Here is a 14,877-nt window from a genome sequence, read left to right on the forward strand (position 1 = left end):
AGAAAAGGACTTCGCAGTGAAAACTCATGAGATTAGAGACCGATTTATTCAGCATTTCGCGCGTCGTGGACATGAGGTTGTGCCGAGCGCTTCATTGGTTTTAGACGATCCGAATTTGCTATTCGTGAACGCGGGTATGGTTCCATTCAAGCCGTTTTTCTTGGGGCAACAGAACCCTCCGTACCCGAATGGGACTGCGACCTCGATTCAGAAGTGCGTCCGTACTCTTGATATTGATGAAGTAGGTATTACGACGAGGCACAATACTTTCTTCCAAATGGCTGGTAACTTCTCGTTTGGTCAGTATTTCAAAGAAGGCGCCATTACCAATGCCTGGTCTCTGCTGACCAACTCGCTGGCTGATGGTGGTTTAGGGCTTGCCCCGGATCGCCTTTGGGTTACTGTCTATGAGACCGATGATGAGGCCGCCGAAATCTGGCAAAATGTTGTCGGAATTCCAGCTGAACGCATCCAGCGAATGGGTGTTGAAGACAACTATTGGCACATGGGCGTACCAGGTCCGTGCGGACCATGCTCCGAGATCTATTATGACCGCGGACCAGAGTACGGTATTGAAGGCGGCCCCGCAGCCGATGAACACCGGTATATGGAGATTTGGAACCTCGTATTCATGCAATATGAACGTGGTGAATCGACTGGCTCCGGTAAGGGCGATTTCGAAATTCTGGGGGAGTTGCCAGCGAAAAACATCGATACTGGCTTAGGCATCGAACGACTGGCTTGTCTGCTTCAGGGCGTAGATAATGTGTACGAAACTGATCTGTTACGCCCAGTGATTTCTGCAGCGGAGAAGCTCACTGGTGCCGATTATGGTGCTAAGCAAGGCGATGACGTACGGTTCCGGGTTATTGCTGATCACTCGCGCACCGCGATGATGCTAATTCTCGACGGCGTAACACCGTCGAATGAAGGCCGTGGCTATATTTTGCGACGCCTTCTACGCCGGATTATTCGTTCTGCTCGTCTGCTTGGTGCCCGTGCTGAAACCATCAAGACTTTTATGTCGACCGTGATGGATACGATGGAACCGTCGTACCCAGAAATTCAAGAAAGCCGCGAACGAATTCTGGCTGTATCTTCAGCAGAAGAACGAGCTTTTTTGAAAACGCTGGAATCGGGAACAAGCCGCTTTGATGAGACCGCACAACAGCTTAATCAACGTGGCGAAAAGGTACTCACTGGCTCAGACGCCTTTTTGCTGCACGATACTTACGGCTTTCCTATTGACTTGACGATGGAAATGGCGGCAGAGGCTGGCTTAGACGTGGACATGGACGGTTTTCACAACGCCATGGCCGAGCAAAAAGCGCGGGCGAAAGCTGATAATAAGGCGAAGAAAAATACCCATGCTGACGAATCCGTCTACCGCGAATGGGTGGATAACCAACCCACTGAATTTGCGGGCTATTCAGAGCAAGCGACGAATTCCACGATCATCGGTTTGGTTCGCGACGGTCAATCGGTCACAACTGCCCACAGCGGCGAGAATGTGGAAGTTATTCTGGATGTAACCCCGATGTACGCGGAATCCGGAGGCCAACTGGCAGATCGAGGTACGATTACCGCGGGGGACGCCACCGTCGAAGTCACCGATGTGCAAAAGATTGCCAAAAAACTGTGGGTGCACCGTGGTCAGCTGCTAGGCGGTTCTATTGAAATCGGTCAGGCAGCGACGGCAGAATACGACCAGCAATGGCGTCACGGCGCACGGCAGGCGCACACAGCAACTCACCTTATCCACGGTGCTTTGCGAGACGTTCTTGGCCCAACTGCAGTGCAGGCGGGGTCGATGAATCGGCCGGGGTATTTGCGATTCGACTTCAACTACACCGAGCAGCTGAGCGCTGAGCAGATGGATCAGATTGCGACGATCACCAACCAAGTCGTCGACGCAGATTATCAGGTTAACACCATGGAAACTACGCTTGATCAGGCTAAGGAAATGGGAGCACTCGCGCTATTCGGTGAGAACTATGGCGAACGAGTTCGGGTAGTCGAGATTGCTGGCCCGTTTTCGACAGAGCTATGTGGCGGTACACACGTTAGCCATTCTTCGCAGATTGGTCCGGTTTCAGTTCTTGGCGAATCATCCGTGGGATCCGGCGCACGCCGAATTGAGGCCTACTCTGGATTGGATGCTTTCCGTTATTTCTCGAAAGAAGCTGCATTGGCCCATGGTGTGGCGCAGTCGTTGAAAGCTAAACCGAATGAAGTCCCGGAACGAATCGAAGCACTAACCCGCAAGTTGAAAGATGCCGAAAAACAGGTAGCGGCTCTCCGGCAACAACAAATGGCAGCACAGGCCACGGAATACGCAAACGATGCAGTAGATGTGAACGGAATTGCTGTTGTCTGCGCACAATTGCCATCTGATGTTAATGGGGGGCAGTTGCGTTCGATCGCCGTGGATATCCGTAATCGCATTAAAGATCGCCCAGCCGTGGTCGTTCTGGCTGCAGATAATGACGGTAAAGTGCCGTTCGTAGCTGCCGTAAGCTCGGCTGCAGTCGACAAGGGAATCGCAGCTGGCAAATTGGTATCTCTGTTTGGAAGCTATGTTGGTGGAAAAGGTGGAGGCAAACCAGACTTAGCGCAAGGCTCAGGGAACCTCGCAGCTGGTATAAACCAAGGCTTTGCGGCTGTACGCGAGGAAATTTCTCAGGTTTAACGTGATATTTCGAGAGGCTATAGGCCGTAATAGCCGCGCCGATCGCCATTTTGTTACCGTTTAGTTATAGAATACCTACGAAGCCGAATACAACGGACCTGTCGGCACCAGAAAGGTAGAACGTATACGTGAGTATGCCCGAGCCAGACGCGCCAAGCGTTGATTCTCCTAGCGACTATGCTTCAATCGCTGGGCGTCGAATCGGTCTCGATGTCGGTACCGTTCGTATTGGTGTTGCTGCTTCGAACCGTGAAGCGACAATGGCATTTCCTGTGGAAACTGTCCAGCGCAAAACTGGGTTCAAAGATCGCGACCAAAGCGATATCGATCGTTTACTCAGCCTGATCGAACAGTACGAGGCTGTGGAAATTATCGTCGGACTGCCTAGGGATCTACAAGGTCATGGCTCAAAAAGTGTAAAACACGCGAAAGAAATTGCCTTTCGCATCCGACGTCGTCTGCGTAATGCTGGTGTCGAAACCCCCGTAGTGTTCGCTGATGAACGATTAACTACCGTGGCCGCATCCCAAGCATTGCGAGCATCGGGTGTATCTGAAAAAGCCGGGCGAGCGGTGATCGATCAAGCCGCAGCTGTGGAAATTTTGCAATCGTGGTTGGATTCCCTTGCACTCGCCCGCCAGCGTGAAAACGACTCGCCGAACTAAGAAGAGATTATAGAGATGAGCAATCAAACTCGAGTGCGCGTAAAGCGCAGCATGGACCCGAAGTATGTCAAACGTCGGCAGCGGGGTCTTGCTGTCCTCATTGCGTCATTTATCTTGATAATCGGTGTGAGCGCCTATATTGCGTTCAATGTCGTTTTTGCTCGTGGAGGTGCATCTGTGGATGACTACGACGGGAACGGCAATGGCGTCGTTGCCATGGTGCAGATTAAAGAGGGCGATTCTATTTCGTCATTAGGCCCGGAGCTAGAAGAACGTGGCATTGTAGCATCTGATTCCGTATTCCAGACTGCTGCTGCTAGTAATCCAGACGCTGGAAATGTACAGCCTGGATTTTATCGCCTGGAAGAAGAGATGAGTGCTCAAGCTGCAGTCGCAGCGTTGCTGGATCCAGCTAAGCAGGTCGACCTGCTTGACGTTCACGGCGGCGCTACTTTGCAGGATGTCAACGTCAAAGGTGGTAATGTTCGGCTTGGGATATATAGCCAGATTTCCGATGTCAGCTGCGCAGATAATGAAGAGGATCAGTGTGTTAGCGCTGAAGAACTAGCATCTGTAGCCGCTAATAAAGACCCTGCGGATCTCGGCGCGCCTGAGTGGGCGCTGGATCCTGTCCGCGCGCAAGGCTCTGATCCAAAACGTCTTGAAGGATTAATTGCTCCAGGTCAATACGTCATTGACCCGAATATGGATGCAGAAGAAATCTTAACGGATCTGGTAACGCGAACAACCAAGCGGTACAACGATTCAAAAATTGTCGAACGTGCGCGAGCAGTGGGCTTGGAACCATATGAGCTATTGATTGCGGCTTCATTGGTAGAGAGGGAAGCACCAGCGGGCGACTTTGACAAAGTCGCGCGTGTGATTCTGAATCGTTTAGACGAACCAATGCGTCTAGAATTTGATTCGACGGTAAATTACGGGTTGGATGATGTAGAACTCGCAACCTCGGATGAAGATCGAGCACGCCAAACTCCGTGGAATACTTATGCGATGGATGGCTTGCCGGCAACCCCGATTGCTGCGCCTTCAGATGATGCATTACATGCTATGGAACATCCTGCCGAGGGGAATTGGCTGTTTTTCGTGACGATTGACAACAAAGGCACCACAGTATTCAACGACACCTTCGAAAAACACTTAGAAGATGTAGATCGGGCGCTCGAATCCGGAATCTTGGATCACCATGAGTAGTTCCGTTCCGAGTAGCTCGGAAATCGTGCACCGTGCAGCCGTGCTGGGGTCGCCGGTCTCTCATTCGCTCTCACCGGTATTACATAATGCTGGTTACGCTGCATTGGGGCTTGACCAGTGGCACTATCTATCCTTCGATGTTCCTAAGGGACAGTTAGCATCGTTTGTGGCTAATGCTGATCCCTCATTTCAGGGGTTTTCAGTCACCATGCCGGGAAAATTTGAAGCACTCCAAGTCGCCGATTCCGTCAGTGGGCGTGCCCAAATGATTGGTGCGGCGAACACCCTGGTTCGCCGCGAAAACGGCTGGTTTGCCGATAATACTGATGGAGATGGAGTGCTTGGTGCATTAAAAGAGCTGTTTCCACAGACCAGTAAACAATTGGAGCATGTCGTGGTGTTGGGATCTGGGGGAACTTCCCGGCCTGTCTTGTGGGCGTTGGGTACGCTCGGTGTTTCTACTGTCACCGTCGTAAACCGAAGGGATCGTAGTAATGAATGGGCTCCGCTAGCAGAAGCGGTCGGACTTAATTGGCGGACAATTAGTTGGGAAGACAAAGTTCCGGATAGTGATGCTGTGATATCGACTGTTCCTTCCGCAGCTTTGCTTGGTCATGAACGACGTGTTGCTCATGCACCGGTTCTCGATGTGATTTATGATCCGTGGCCGACAGCATTGACCACCCAAGCTGCTTCTAATGGGCACCGCAGCGTAGGCGGACACGTTATGTTGGCCTATCAGGCTTTTGGCCAGTTCACAGCCTTTACCGGAAAGTCCGCTCCCGAATCAAGTATGTGGGAAGCATTGGAAGGGGTACTGGCGTCTCGCATCGCATAATTGTGGCTTATAACCGGTTGCTTTAAGGACTTGCGGTAGCGTGAATAAGCATGGGGGGATTATCACTACATGCATTAGTTGTTCTTGCAATCGTGTGGGCTAGCGCTCTGATCTACTACGACTTGCGCTATCACCGGTTGCCAAATTTACTTACCGTGCCTGCTGCATTGGTGTCGGTGGTTTGGGCTCTTTTTATGCAGAACACAGGTCAGATCCTCTGGTCTGCAGTAACCTGGCCGGCCTTGTATATTGCACAACTTGTTGTAAGTTTTTCCTGCAATGGGCGGGACGGATGTAATCGCGGAGTTGGTGGCGGTGACATCAAACTCGCCGTTCCCTTGGGGGTTGCCGCAGCCGCTGTCGGCAATGTTTTTGCTGTTTTACTTGCATCGATGACTGCAGCAATACTGAGTTTGTGCACTGCAACACTATTGCGGCGCAGCTACGTTGCACATGGGCCATCTATGATATTGGCCACTGTGATGGTTTCAATAGTGTTTGTGGAATAATGGTGTCTATGCTTCGTTGGACAACCGCTGGGGAATCACACGGCCAAGCACTTGTGGCTGTCGTAGAGAATATGCCTGCACACGTTGAACTCACTTCAGATGATATTGCGCACCAACTCGCACGCCGTCGCCTGGGCTATGGGCGCGGGGCACGCATGAAATTTGAAGCAGACGAGTTAAGTCTGCTTGCAGGGATACGGCATGGTAAGACACTGGGCAGTCCAATCGCGATCATGATTGGTAACACAGAGTGGCCGAAGTGGGAAACTATCATGGCTGCGAATCCGGTTGATGTAGATGACCCCGAGATTGCTAAAGCAATGAGCTCGGGGCGTGGTGCGCAGTTGACGAGACCTCGTCCAGGGCATGCAGATTTCTCAGGCATGGTGAAATATGAGCATAGCGATGCTCGTAATATTCTTGAGCGTTCGTCTGCACGTGAGACTGCTGCGCGAGTAGCCTGTGCGACGGTTGCGCGTAATTTCTTACGGCAAGTTCTCGGCGTGGAAGTTCTTTCCCATGTAATCTCCATTGGGCCATCGCAACCCTATGATGGCCCTGCACCAACGCCGGATGATATTGACCGCATCGATGCTTCTCCAGTGCGTGCTTTTGGCAAAGATGCAGAAGGATCGATGGTCTCTGAAATAGAAGCGGCGAAGAAAGCTGGTGACACGCTTGGCGGCATCGTCGAAGTCGTTGTCGATGGTCTTCCTATCGGCTTAGGTTCTCATGTTTCGGGTCAGACTCGACTGGATGCACAGCTGGCGGCAGCCTTGATGAGTATTCAAGCCATTAAAGGCGTGGAAATTGGTGATGGTTTCACTCAGGCTCGTTCACGAGGCTCAGCAGCACACGACGAATTTATGCATGCAGCATCTGGTTTAACCCGCGCGACGAATCGCGCAGGTGGTTTGGAAGGAGGGACTACCAATGGTGAACAGCTACGGTTACGCGCTGCTATGAAACCAATTTCTACTGTCCCCAGAGCTTTACGCTCCTTCGACATGAATACCGGCAAGTCTTCGACTGCTATTCACCAGCGTTCGGATGTCTGCGCGGTGCCTGCTGCCGGAGTTGTCGCAGAAGCTATGGTTGCCTTGGTACTTGCACAGGCGGTGCTCGAAAAATTTGGTGGCGATAGCGTTGCGGAAACGCGTCGCAATTTTCAGGCTTATCAAGAAAGCGTCGACAAGCGGTTTTCGTTTTTCGGAACTCAGTCGGCAGGAGGGGCAAGTACGGGACCAGTAGAAGAAGGGGACCAATGACTTCTGCAGAACAACCACGCCCTTCTGTCGTACTCGTTGGTCCTCCCGGAGCTGGAAAAACCACTATTGGGCGTCGCTTGGCGCGGGTACTGAACCAAACTTTTGTCGATTCTGATTCCGTAATTGAACAACGTGCTGGGAAAACCTGCGCCGAGATTTTCGCTGATAGCGGAGAAGATGCATTCCGTGAGCTGGAAGCCGAAATAATTGCTGAAGCATTACATGAGCCCGGGGTTCTTGCACTCGGCGGTGGCGCAGTTATACACGAAGGCACTCGTGGGTTGCTTGGAGAACAAACCGTAGTCTTTGTAGACGTCAGTGATGAAACCGGTATCGAGCGGACTACTCGACCGCACAACAGAGACCAGCGCCCGTTACTAGCTGGGGCTGACGCCAACGAACGGTACCGAAAATTAATGGCGCAACGGCGACCGTTGTACCGAGAAGTCGCTGATTATCGTGCGCGGACAGAGCAACGCAGCCCGCAGCAGGTTGTTGCCGATATTTTGGGATTCTTGGAAACCTTATAGCGCCTGGAAGGCAGTACACGACGATGAACTTCAACATGTTTTCACCATCGCCGGATAATCGGCAATTTACCCGCGGTACCACGGAGGTTATTGAGGTTAACGGCCCTAATCCCTACCAAGTTATTGTCGACCGTGGCTTGACTGATGCGATAGCAGAGCGGAGTAAACAGACTGGCGCACAAACCGTGGGTATTATTCACCAGCCGACGATGGCAGCCCCGGCGCGTCAGCTAGCATCTGCCATCGAAGACCGTGGCTTACGAGTGCATTTGTTTCCAGTACCCGATGCAGAAGCCGCGAAGAGCCTAGAGGTTGTCGGCGAATTATGGGATAAGCTCGCACAGCATAATTTTTCTCGCCGCGACGTGGTCATTGGATTTGGTGGTGGTGCGGTCACAGACCTCGTCGGGTTTGTTGCTGCCACTTGGATGCGCGGTATCAAAGTCATTCAAGTACCTACCACGCTTTTGGCAATGGTGGATGCAGCTGTTGGTGGAAAAACAGGAATTAATACTGGTCACGGTAAAAACCTGGTGGGAGCGTTCCATGAGCCCGATAGCGTATTTGTCGATCTGGACCGGCTTACGACGCTTCCGCAAAGCGAAATCATTGCTGGATCAGCTGAAATTATTAAGACTGGATTTATCAGTGACAGCATTATCATCGATCGTTACGAGGCAGACCCACAGAACTGCCTAGACCCAGATGGTTACCTTCCAGAATTAATTGCGCGTTCGATTGCAGTAAAGGCGAACGTCGTCGGGATGGATCTTCGTGAGTCTGGATTACGTGAGACTTTGAACTATGGACACACCTTCGCACACGCAGTGGAATTGCGAGAAGAATTCCAGTGGCGCCACGGCGATGCTGTGGCTGTCGGCATGATGTATGTTGCGCATCTCGCGCACAACCGCAAACTGATTGACGAAGATCTTTTGCGACGTCATCGAAGCATCTTGCAGTCTGTCGGTCTCCCGGTTTCGTATGAAGCTGGACATTTTTCTGTACTGCGCGACGGTATGAGTCGAGATAAGAAAAATCGTGATGGAAATCTGCGCTTTGTCGCCCTGACAAGAATCGGTGAGTGCACTCGCATTTCAGATGCCTCAGATGAGGAATTACGCGCAGCGTACACAGCGATCAGTAGCTAATACTGTAGGTGTGCAACGTTAAGGAGGAATTAATGTCCAGTGATAAGCATCCGACGATTTTGGTGCTTAATGGTCCAAACCTGAATCGTTTAGGGAAGCGGCAACCAGATGTTTACGGCGCTGTAACCTTGCCGGAACTGGAAAAACAGCTGGTTAGCGCAGGTCATGCACGAGGCCTGCAGGTAGTATGTCGACAGTCGAACGCAGAGCACGAATTAGTGGAATACGTGCATGAAGCTGCGGATAAGCAGTGGCCTGTGATCATTAATCCGGGTGGACTGACACACACGTCGGTAGTATTGCGTGATGCGCTAGCAGAAGTTGCCGAACAGAAGGGGTTCATTGAGGTACACATCTCCAATATCCATGCCCGCGAACCGTTTCGTGCGCATTCCTACCTTTCTCCTATCGCTCGAGGAGTGATTTGCGGGTTAGGCGTTTCCGGTTATTACGCAGCAGTAGATTATTGGGCGAAGAATTTGGCGTAACATCGTGATTTGTAATTCTTTTTCTAGAATATGAGCAAGAGAGCAAACAATCGCGAATCACCGCAGATTTTAATTCGATCATAAGATTTAGTTTACGATGAGGAGAAAAATGGCACTGGCAGATACTCGTTTCAGTAACCGCCGTCGTAAGTTGGCGACTGCAATGGCGGAAGAACGACTCGATGACTTTTTGGTTACTCACTTAATACACGTGCGCTACCTTTCTGGATTTTCTGGATCTAACGGAGCAGTCCTGCTGTCGAAAGACCAATCAGCTGCTATTAGCACTGATGGTCGCTATGCAACACAGATCGCTGAGGAAGTACCGGATATCGACGCGGTGATCACGAGCGCTATCACGAAAGAGCTGTTGCAGAAACTGGAAGGACCGCGTCGCGTCGGGGTTGAATCCGATTTCGTGAGCATTGAGCAGTTTAAGCAGCTCGAAAAACAGTGCCCGGATGAAGTCACCTTAGTACCTATTTCCGGGATGATTGAGAAGATCCGCCTGGTAAAAGATAACGTTGAAATTGAGCGTTTGACTGGGGTAGCAGAATTAGCGTCGCAAGCACTGGAAGACATGATTGCTGCTGGCGAAATTGCAGCGGGCCGTACCGAGCGGCAGGTGGCGGCCGATTTGGAATATCGTATGAGGCTGTTGGGGGCCGAACGACCTAGTTTTGACACTATTGTTGCAAGTGGCCCGAACGGTGCGAAACCACACCATGGGGCGGACGATCGAGAGCTGCAAAAAGGGGATCTAGTCACTATCGACTATGGTGCGCATTTGCGCGGGTTTAACTCGGATATGACCCGCACCGTGGCTATCGGTCCCGTTGATGATTTTGCCCGGGAAATTTATGACCTTGTGCTCAAAGCACAGGAAGCAGGGGTTCGAGCAGCTACTCCGGGCACATCTCTTTCTGACGTCGATGAGGCGTGTCGTGAAATTATCCGAGAAGCAGGCTATGACGAGTATTTTGTCCACTCTACTGGCCACGGAATCGGCTTGGATGTACATGAAGCTCCGGCGGCTGCGAAGACTGGTCAAGGTAGCCTTGAGGCGGGAATGACACTGACGATTGAACCTGGTATTTATATTCCAGGTAAGCTTGGCGTTCGCATTGAAGACACATTGGTGATTACCGACGGTAAGCCCAAGAATCTGTCAACGCCTACAAAGCAATTACGTGAACTGTAAACCAGCGGAGTTTGTGCAGAAGCGTTAGGGTTATACTGGCGCAAGCTAATCTGAACTAAGCAGTGCCGGAAAACAGCGTACTGCCGCTAACTAGACACATTGGAGAGTTGATTCGTGGCTGATACTACTTCGTTTAAAAACGGCGTCGTCCTGAAAATTGACAACAAGCTGCAGCAAATTGTCGAATTCCAGCACGTGAAGCCTGGCAAAGGTCCTGCCTTTGTGCGTACCAAGCTGAAAGATGTCATGACTGGCAAGGTGACCGATAAGACCTGGAATGCCGGTGCAAAGGCAGAACTCGCGACGGTTGACCGTCGGGATATGACGTATCTTTACAATGACGGCACTAACTACGTTGTTATGGATGATAAGACCTTTGACCAGGTGGAGTTAGACGCCGAGAAATTTGGTCGTGCCGTTGACTTCTTGTTGGAAAATATGCGGATTCAGGTTTCTTTCCACGACAACGAGCCACTGTTCGCTGAACTTCCTATCAACGTCGACCTCAAAGTAGAGCACACCGAACCAGGTTTGCAGGGAGATCGTTCCAATGGCGGAACCAAGCCCGCAACGCTCGAAACAGGTGCGGAAGTTCAGGTGCCATTGTTTATTGAGACCGGCAACGTGGTGAAGATTGATACCCGTACCGGCGACTACCTGTCCCGTAGTAACAATTAACGCGCAGGGTATGTCAGTAAAGAAGAATCAGCCTAGTGCGGGTGCTCGATTTACCAGGCTAGACCAACGTCTACACACTAAACGGTATCGGGCCCGCCGCCGTGCTGCAGATATTCTCTATGAAGCTGAAGCTAGAGACCTTGACCCCGTGGCAATCGTCAAGGAACGGGTGGAGTTAGCTAGTTGGGAACAACCTCCTGTTCCACCAGTGGCGGATTACACCAAAGAAATTGTTGCTGGTGCCGCTGAGAAGCTTGATGAAATTGATGAATTGATCGCGCGCTTCTTGTCTCAAGAATGGGAACTGAGGCGTTTGCCGGCGGTGGATCGCGCAATCATGCGAGTCTCCGCGTGGGAGATTCTCTTCAATAAAGAGGTCCCCGCTGCTGTAGCGGTGGTGGAAGGCGTTGAATTAGCCAGCGAGTATTCCACTGATTCGGCCGCCCCATACATTCATGCAGTCCTTGATGACATTGCGCAGACCCAATCGGCAGATAACCCGATGGGGGATGGGGCGACTGCAGAAGCCAGTGATGAATCATCGGAGGGAAACGATTAAGGCAAAATGCGATTCAAGCCCAAAGATGTAGAGCAACTGCGGGCAGACCTTCCTGTCGATCTCGCCGCAATTAATCCTCTGTCCACCCCGGGATATGTAGGCAAGGTTAGCGGAAAACGACTGCGTCGCCGATTCCATAAGTTTGATGAAGAATTGCGGACTCTACAGGAGCAGCTCTTCGCCCATGCACGGATTAGCGCTAGCACCGACGATTCTGCCTCGGGTGGGAGAGGTACGAATAGAGCTGGAGCAATACTACTTATCCTGCAGGGGATGGATACATCAGGCAAAGGCGGGATGATTCGCAATGCTTTATCAGTTTTCGATCCACAGGGCTTAAAACCGATCAGTTTCGGTGCACCGAATGCAGAGGAACTTTCCCACGACTTTCTCTGGCGGATACGAAAGCACACCCCGCAGCCGGGGGAAATTGTTGTCTTCGATCGTTCTCACTATGAGGACGTACTGATTCAACGAGTAGAGAGCATGGCAACGCCGGAAGAAATCGAGCGACGCTATGGGGCCATCGTCGATTTTGAATCAGAATTGGCTGCGCAAGGCGTTACTATAATAAAAGTCATGCTCCACATCTCTCCTGGTTTCCAGAAGAAAAATTTGCTTCGCCGTTTGCGCAGGGTGGATAAACGCTGGAAATTCGATCCGTCTGACATTGAGAACCGCGCTAAATGGGATGATTATCAGCGCGCTTATGAGATTGCGATTGATCGTACCGATAGCGATCACGCACCGTGGTACATCGTCCCGAGTGATAACAAACTTTATGCCCGCACAGCCGTGAAGTTTTTATTACTTCGCCGGTTGCGGGCGATGGGGCTTAACTGGCCTGATCCTGGCTATGACGTCGCTGTGCAGCAGCGGCGCCTAAGCCAGTAGCTTTACTGATCACGATGCTCGTTAAGTTTGCGCATTTCTTCTGCGGCCGCGACCATGGCATCTTGAGCACGGACTACGCCGTCCACGGCCGTTTTAAGATTCGCCTGAAGCTGTTCATCAGAGATCCCCGCCGCTACGACGATGTCGCGTTCGGTACGCACGATTAGTTTTCCTTCGTGCTCTGCGATTACGGCTCGCGCCCCAATCGAGGTGGAGTTAATTTGGTTAGCGGCTAGAAACAGGCCCGCGTCAGCACTGTCATATTTTGTGTCTGTTGCTACCTCTGACCGGACGACCATGGCAGAACCGAGCACAGCAAATGTGCATAACGTGTCATTCAGATTGGCCGTGGCTATTTCTTTGTCTTGCACTTTTGTTAGCTCTACGTTGAATTCCCGCATTGTTGCAATGACGCGATCGATGCTGGCAGGTGCAAGCTGCGTTGCTTGATTCATCCTCGGACTCCTATTTTTATTTGTTGTGTGCGTGATTGCTTTCCCAGGTGACTGAATCCGGGAATTGTTTTTCGAGTGACTGGAAGGATTCAAGTACTGCATCCAGCGTGCTGAGAAGGAACGCGCCCAATTGGTTACGCGTCATTCCGGTGCTGACATCTGCCTCACGTACAGCCGAGATTGCGAGTAATTCTTCGCCCTGTTCGAAAAAACGCAGCGTCGGCGCAAATTGCGCTTGGTTCCAAGAGTTTACGACCGCAAGCACATCCACGGCTTGGCTGGTGCTCAACTGTCCACGCCAGAGGGAATCGACGATGAGAGTATTTTGTCGTACGCTTATCGCGATTGCTGCGTTGCTAAACCCGGTTCGTACCACCTGCAACGTGCTGCCATCGGGGGTGTTTTGTTCTTCATGACGGTAAATGAGGTTTTCCGCTTCGAGGATTTCGCCGATCCGCTCAAAGGTTACTTCTGCGATGTCACCGACGGTTTCTGGGGAACGTTCTTGCTCATTCGATACGGACTGTTGGCTCATGGGTTGTTTCCATTCTGGGGTTCGACTTGATCTAACTACTGCCACCGTACCGGGAAATACTCCCGAAAATCATTGTAGTCTCACATGCGTTAACGCAAAGACATTGGCGAAATCGGTATTTTCGACCCTCGGCTTGGTTCGGCGAATGCATTTTTGCACTACTCCGGCTGTATTAAAGATAAGCGCTGCTATCCTGTAGTTGTTCACCTCCTAGTTCGTGCGCTAGCGCTGCCTCGATGGTCGAAAAACGGAAATTATGGCCCAGTTGACGTATTTTCGCACTTGATACTCGTTGGTCAGCTAGAGCTAATTCATGAGCACCTTCTTTGCCGAGTAAAAGTTTTGGGCCAAAGGTAGGGATAGGCAGCAGGGTTGGGCGATTGAGTTCAGTTCCGAGTGCCTTCGCCATGTCCTTATTGAGCACAGGCTCTGGGGCAGTGGCATTAACTGCACCACTAATTCGATGGTCGACGATCGCGCGGGTATAGATATCGGTTAGATCGTCCATTGCGATCCAACTAAACCAGAAATTGCCATCGCCGAAACTCCCTCCCAAACCGGTGGAAAACAATGTTTTGAGAAGCGGCAGCAGACCAGAATTTCCGGAAAGCGCCACTCCGGTACGAATATTGACCACACGTTTTCCAGCGTCTGCAGCTGGATGGCATGCGTGCTCCCAGTCAGTGACGACGTCGGCGAGGAAACCATCGCCGCGATCAGAACTTTCCGTGAGTTTTTCTGCACTACGATCTGGCCCGTAAATGCCTATTGCAGAAGCGCATACCATTGTGGTGACGCTCGCGGATTCAGCGACTAACCGCGCTAGCTTGTAGGTAGGGTTTACTCGTGAATCACGAATCTCTTTTTTATGTGCTTCGTTGAAACGACCAAAAATGGGTTCTCCTGCCAAGTGCACGAGCACGTCAACGCCTGCAAGCAAGTGTACTGATGGATAATCGGTATTCCAGTGGCGCTGACCGGTTGTGGTAGTACCGCGAACTAACTCGATGACTGTATGCCCAGCTGTAGTTAGTTGAGCCTTGAGATTACGACCTACAGAACCATGCGCACCGGTAATGGCAATAGTAAGTGATTTCGTGGGCTTAGTAGTCGCAGAACCGTCAACGAGCCGGAGGGATGTTAAGAAAGACAAATCCGAGATGAGTTGTTGTTGCCGGTAGGCAAATACTGAGCGCAACAAATTC

The 14,877-nt window shown here is 51.4% G+C and carries 15 protein-coding genes and 1 pseudogene; 13 read left to right on the plus strand and 3 right to left on the minus strand.

What is annotated here, in order from left to right; genetic code table 11:
* Window positions 1-16 precede the first annotated feature (16 nt).
* From alaS to O146_RS0105860, 13 genes are all read left to right on the plus strand, one after another.
* Window positions 17-2,689, plus strand: coding sequence for an alanine--tRNA ligase (alaS, locus tag O146_RS0105800; protein ID WP_021352545.1), 2,673 nt, complete (start codon window positions 17-19; stop codon window positions 2,687-2,689).
* A 134-nt stretch (window positions 2,690-2,823) separates the two neighbouring features.
* Window positions 2,824-3,354 (plus strand): Holliday junction resolvase RuvX, encoded by a 531-nt coding sequence (gene ruvX, locus O146_RS0105805; protein ID WP_021352544.1) that lies wholly within the window; start codon window positions 2,824-2,826, stop codon window positions 3,352-3,354.
* Between the two features lie 15 nt (window positions 3,355-3,369).
* A complete protein-coding gene (gene mltG / locus O146_RS0105810; protein ID WP_023019411.1) occupies window positions 3,370-4,566 on the plus strand; it encodes an endolytic transglycosylase MltG in 1,197 nt (398 codons plus the stop codon).
* Window positions 4,559-5,404, plus strand: a complete 846-nt coding sequence (locus O146_RS0105815) for a shikimate dehydrogenase (protein WP_021352542.1) — start codon at window positions 4,559-4,561, stop codon at window positions 5,402-5,404. The genes mltG and O146_RS0105815 overlap by 8 nt, the downstream gene beginning before the upstream one ends.
* 50 nt (window positions 5,405-5,454) lie before the next feature.
* Window positions 5,455-5,913, plus strand: coding sequence for a prepilin peptidase (locus O146_RS0105820; protein ID WP_035000609.1), 459 nt, complete (start codon window positions 5,455-5,457; stop codon window positions 5,911-5,913).
* Window positions 5,914-5,921: 8 nt separating this feature from the next.
* Window positions 5,922-7,181, plus strand: a complete 1,260-nt coding sequence (gene aroC / locus O146_RS0105825) for a chorismate synthase (protein ID WP_051619298.1) — start codon at window positions 5,922-5,924, stop codon at window positions 7,179-7,181.
* Window positions 7,178-7,711 (plus strand): shikimate kinase, encoded by a 534-nt coding sequence (locus tag O146_RS0105830; RefSeq protein ID WP_021352539.1) that lies wholly within the window; start codon window positions 7,178-7,180, stop codon window positions 7,709-7,711. The genes aroC and O146_RS0105830 overlap by 4 nt, the downstream gene beginning before the upstream one ends.
* A 35-nt stretch (window positions 7,712-7,746) precedes the next feature.
* The gene (gene aroB, locus O146_RS0105835) at window positions 7,747-8,862 is read left to right on the plus strand and encodes a 3-dehydroquinate synthase (RefSeq protein WP_051619299.1); all 1,116 of its coding nucleotides are present in this window, start codon (window positions 7,747-7,749) and stop codon (window positions 8,860-8,862) included.
* Window positions 8,863-8,894: 32 nt separating this feature from the next.
* Complete coding sequence (gene aroQ, locus O146_RS0105840; protein ID WP_027017928.1) at window positions 8,895-9,350, plus strand: type II 3-dehydroquinate dehydratase; 456 nt, start codon at window positions 8,895-8,897, stop codon at window positions 9,348-9,350.
* Window positions 9,351-9,459: 109 nt separating this feature from the next.
* Window positions 9,460-10,551, plus strand: a complete 1,092-nt coding sequence (locus O146_RS0105845; RefSeq protein WP_021352536.1) for an aminopeptidase P family protein — start codon at window positions 9,460-9,462, stop codon at window positions 10,549-10,551.
* A gap of 114 nt (window positions 10,552-10,665) precedes the next feature.
* Complete coding sequence (efp, locus tag O146_RS0105850) at window positions 10,666-11,229, plus strand: elongation factor P (protein WP_021352535.1); 564 nt, start codon at window positions 10,666-10,668, stop codon at window positions 11,227-11,229.
* A 10-nt stretch (window positions 11,230-11,239) separates the two neighbouring features.
* A complete protein-coding gene (gene nusB / locus O146_RS0105855) occupies window positions 11,240-11,788 on the plus strand; it encodes a transcription antitermination factor NusB (protein ID WP_027017929.1) in 549 nt (182 codons plus the stop codon).
* Window positions 11,789-11,794: 6 nt separating this feature from the next.
* Window positions 11,795-12,682, plus strand: coding sequence for a PPK2 family polyphosphate kinase (locus O146_RS0105860; protein ID WP_027017930.1), 888 nt, complete (start codon window positions 11,795-11,797; stop codon window positions 12,680-12,682).
* A gap of 2 nt (window positions 12,683-12,684) precedes the next feature.
* On the opposite strand, the gene O146_RS0105865 is transcribed toward O146_RS0105860, so the two are convergent.
* From O146_RS0105865 to O146_RS13220, 3 genes and pseudogenes are all read right to left on the minus strand, one after another.
* Window positions 12,685-13,137, minus strand: coding sequence for a YbjN domain-containing protein (locus O146_RS0105865; RefSeq protein ID WP_027017931.1), 453 nt, complete (start codon window positions 13,135-13,137; stop codon window positions 12,685-12,687).
* A 16-nt stretch (window positions 13,138-13,153) separates the two neighbouring features.
* Entirely contained in the window at window positions 13,154-13,672 is a 519-nt protein-coding gene (locus O146_RS0105870) for a YbjN domain-containing protein (protein ID WP_027017932.1), read from the minus strand.
* Window positions 13,673-13,844: 172 nt separating this feature from the next.
* A pseudogene (locus O146_RS13220) lies at window positions 13,845-14,696 on the minus strand (TIGR01777 family oxidoreductase); the annotation flags it as partial.
* Window positions 14,697-14,877: the final 181 nt, after the last annotated feature.

It is taken from the genome of Corynebacterium pseudodiphtheriticum DSM 44287 (assembly GCF_000688415.1).
Taxonomy (GTDB): Bacteria; Actinomycetota; Actinomycetes; order Mycobacteriales; family Mycobacteriaceae; genus Corynebacterium; species Corynebacterium pseudodiphtheriticum.

Excerpts from the sequence above, each read along its gene's own strand:
- mltG (WP_023019411.1), top strand. The coding sequence starts at position 3,370 with ATGAGCAATCAAACTCGAGTGCGCGTAAAGCGCAGCATGGACCCGAAG.
- aroB (WP_051619299.1), top strand. The coding sequence starts at position 7,747 with ATGTTTTCACCATCGCCGGATAATCGGCAATTTACCCGCGGTACCACG.
- O146_RS0105860 (WP_027017930.1), top strand. The coding sequence starts at position 11,795 with ATGCGATTCAAGCCCAAAGATGTAGAGCAACTGCGGGCAGACCTTCCT.
- O146_RS0105845 (WP_021352536.1), top strand. The coding sequence starts at position 9,460 with ATGGCACTGGCAGATACTCGTTTCAGTAACCGCCGTCGTAAGTTGGCG.
- O146_RS0105830 (WP_021352539.1), top strand. The coding sequence starts at position 7,178 with ATGACTTCTGCAGAACAACCACGCCCTTCTGTCGTACTCGTTGGTCCT.
- nusB (WP_027017929.1), top strand. The coding sequence starts at position 11,240 with ATGTCAGTAAAGAAGAATCAGCCTAGTGCGGGTGCTCGATTTACCAGG.
- ruvX (WP_021352544.1), top strand. The coding sequence starts at position 2,824 with ATGCCCGAGCCAGACGCGCCAAGCGTTGATTCTCCTAGCGACTATGCT.
- O146_RS0105865 (WP_027017931.1), bottom strand. The coding sequence starts at position 13,137 with ATGAATCAAGCAACGCAGCTTGCACCTGCCAGCATCGATCGCGTCATT.
- aroC (WP_051619298.1), top strand. The coding sequence starts at position 5,922 with ATGCTTCGTTGGACAACCGCTGGGGAATCACACGGCCAAGCACTTGTG.
- aroQ (WP_027017928.1), top strand. The coding sequence starts at position 8,895 with ATGTCCAGTGATAAGCATCCGACGATTTTGGTGCTTAATGGTCCAAAC.
- O146_RS0105820 (WP_035000609.1), top strand. The coding sequence starts at position 5,455 with ATGGGGGGATTATCACTACATGCATTAGTTGTTCTTGCAATCGTGTGG.
- O146_RS0105815 (WP_021352542.1), top strand. The coding sequence starts at position 4,559 with ATGAGTAGTTCCGTTCCGAGTAGCTCGGAAATCGTGCACCGTGCAGCC.
- O146_RS0105870 (WP_027017932.1), bottom strand. The coding sequence starts at position 13,672 with ATGAGCCAACAGTCCGTATCGAATGAGCAAGAACGTTCCCCAGAAACC.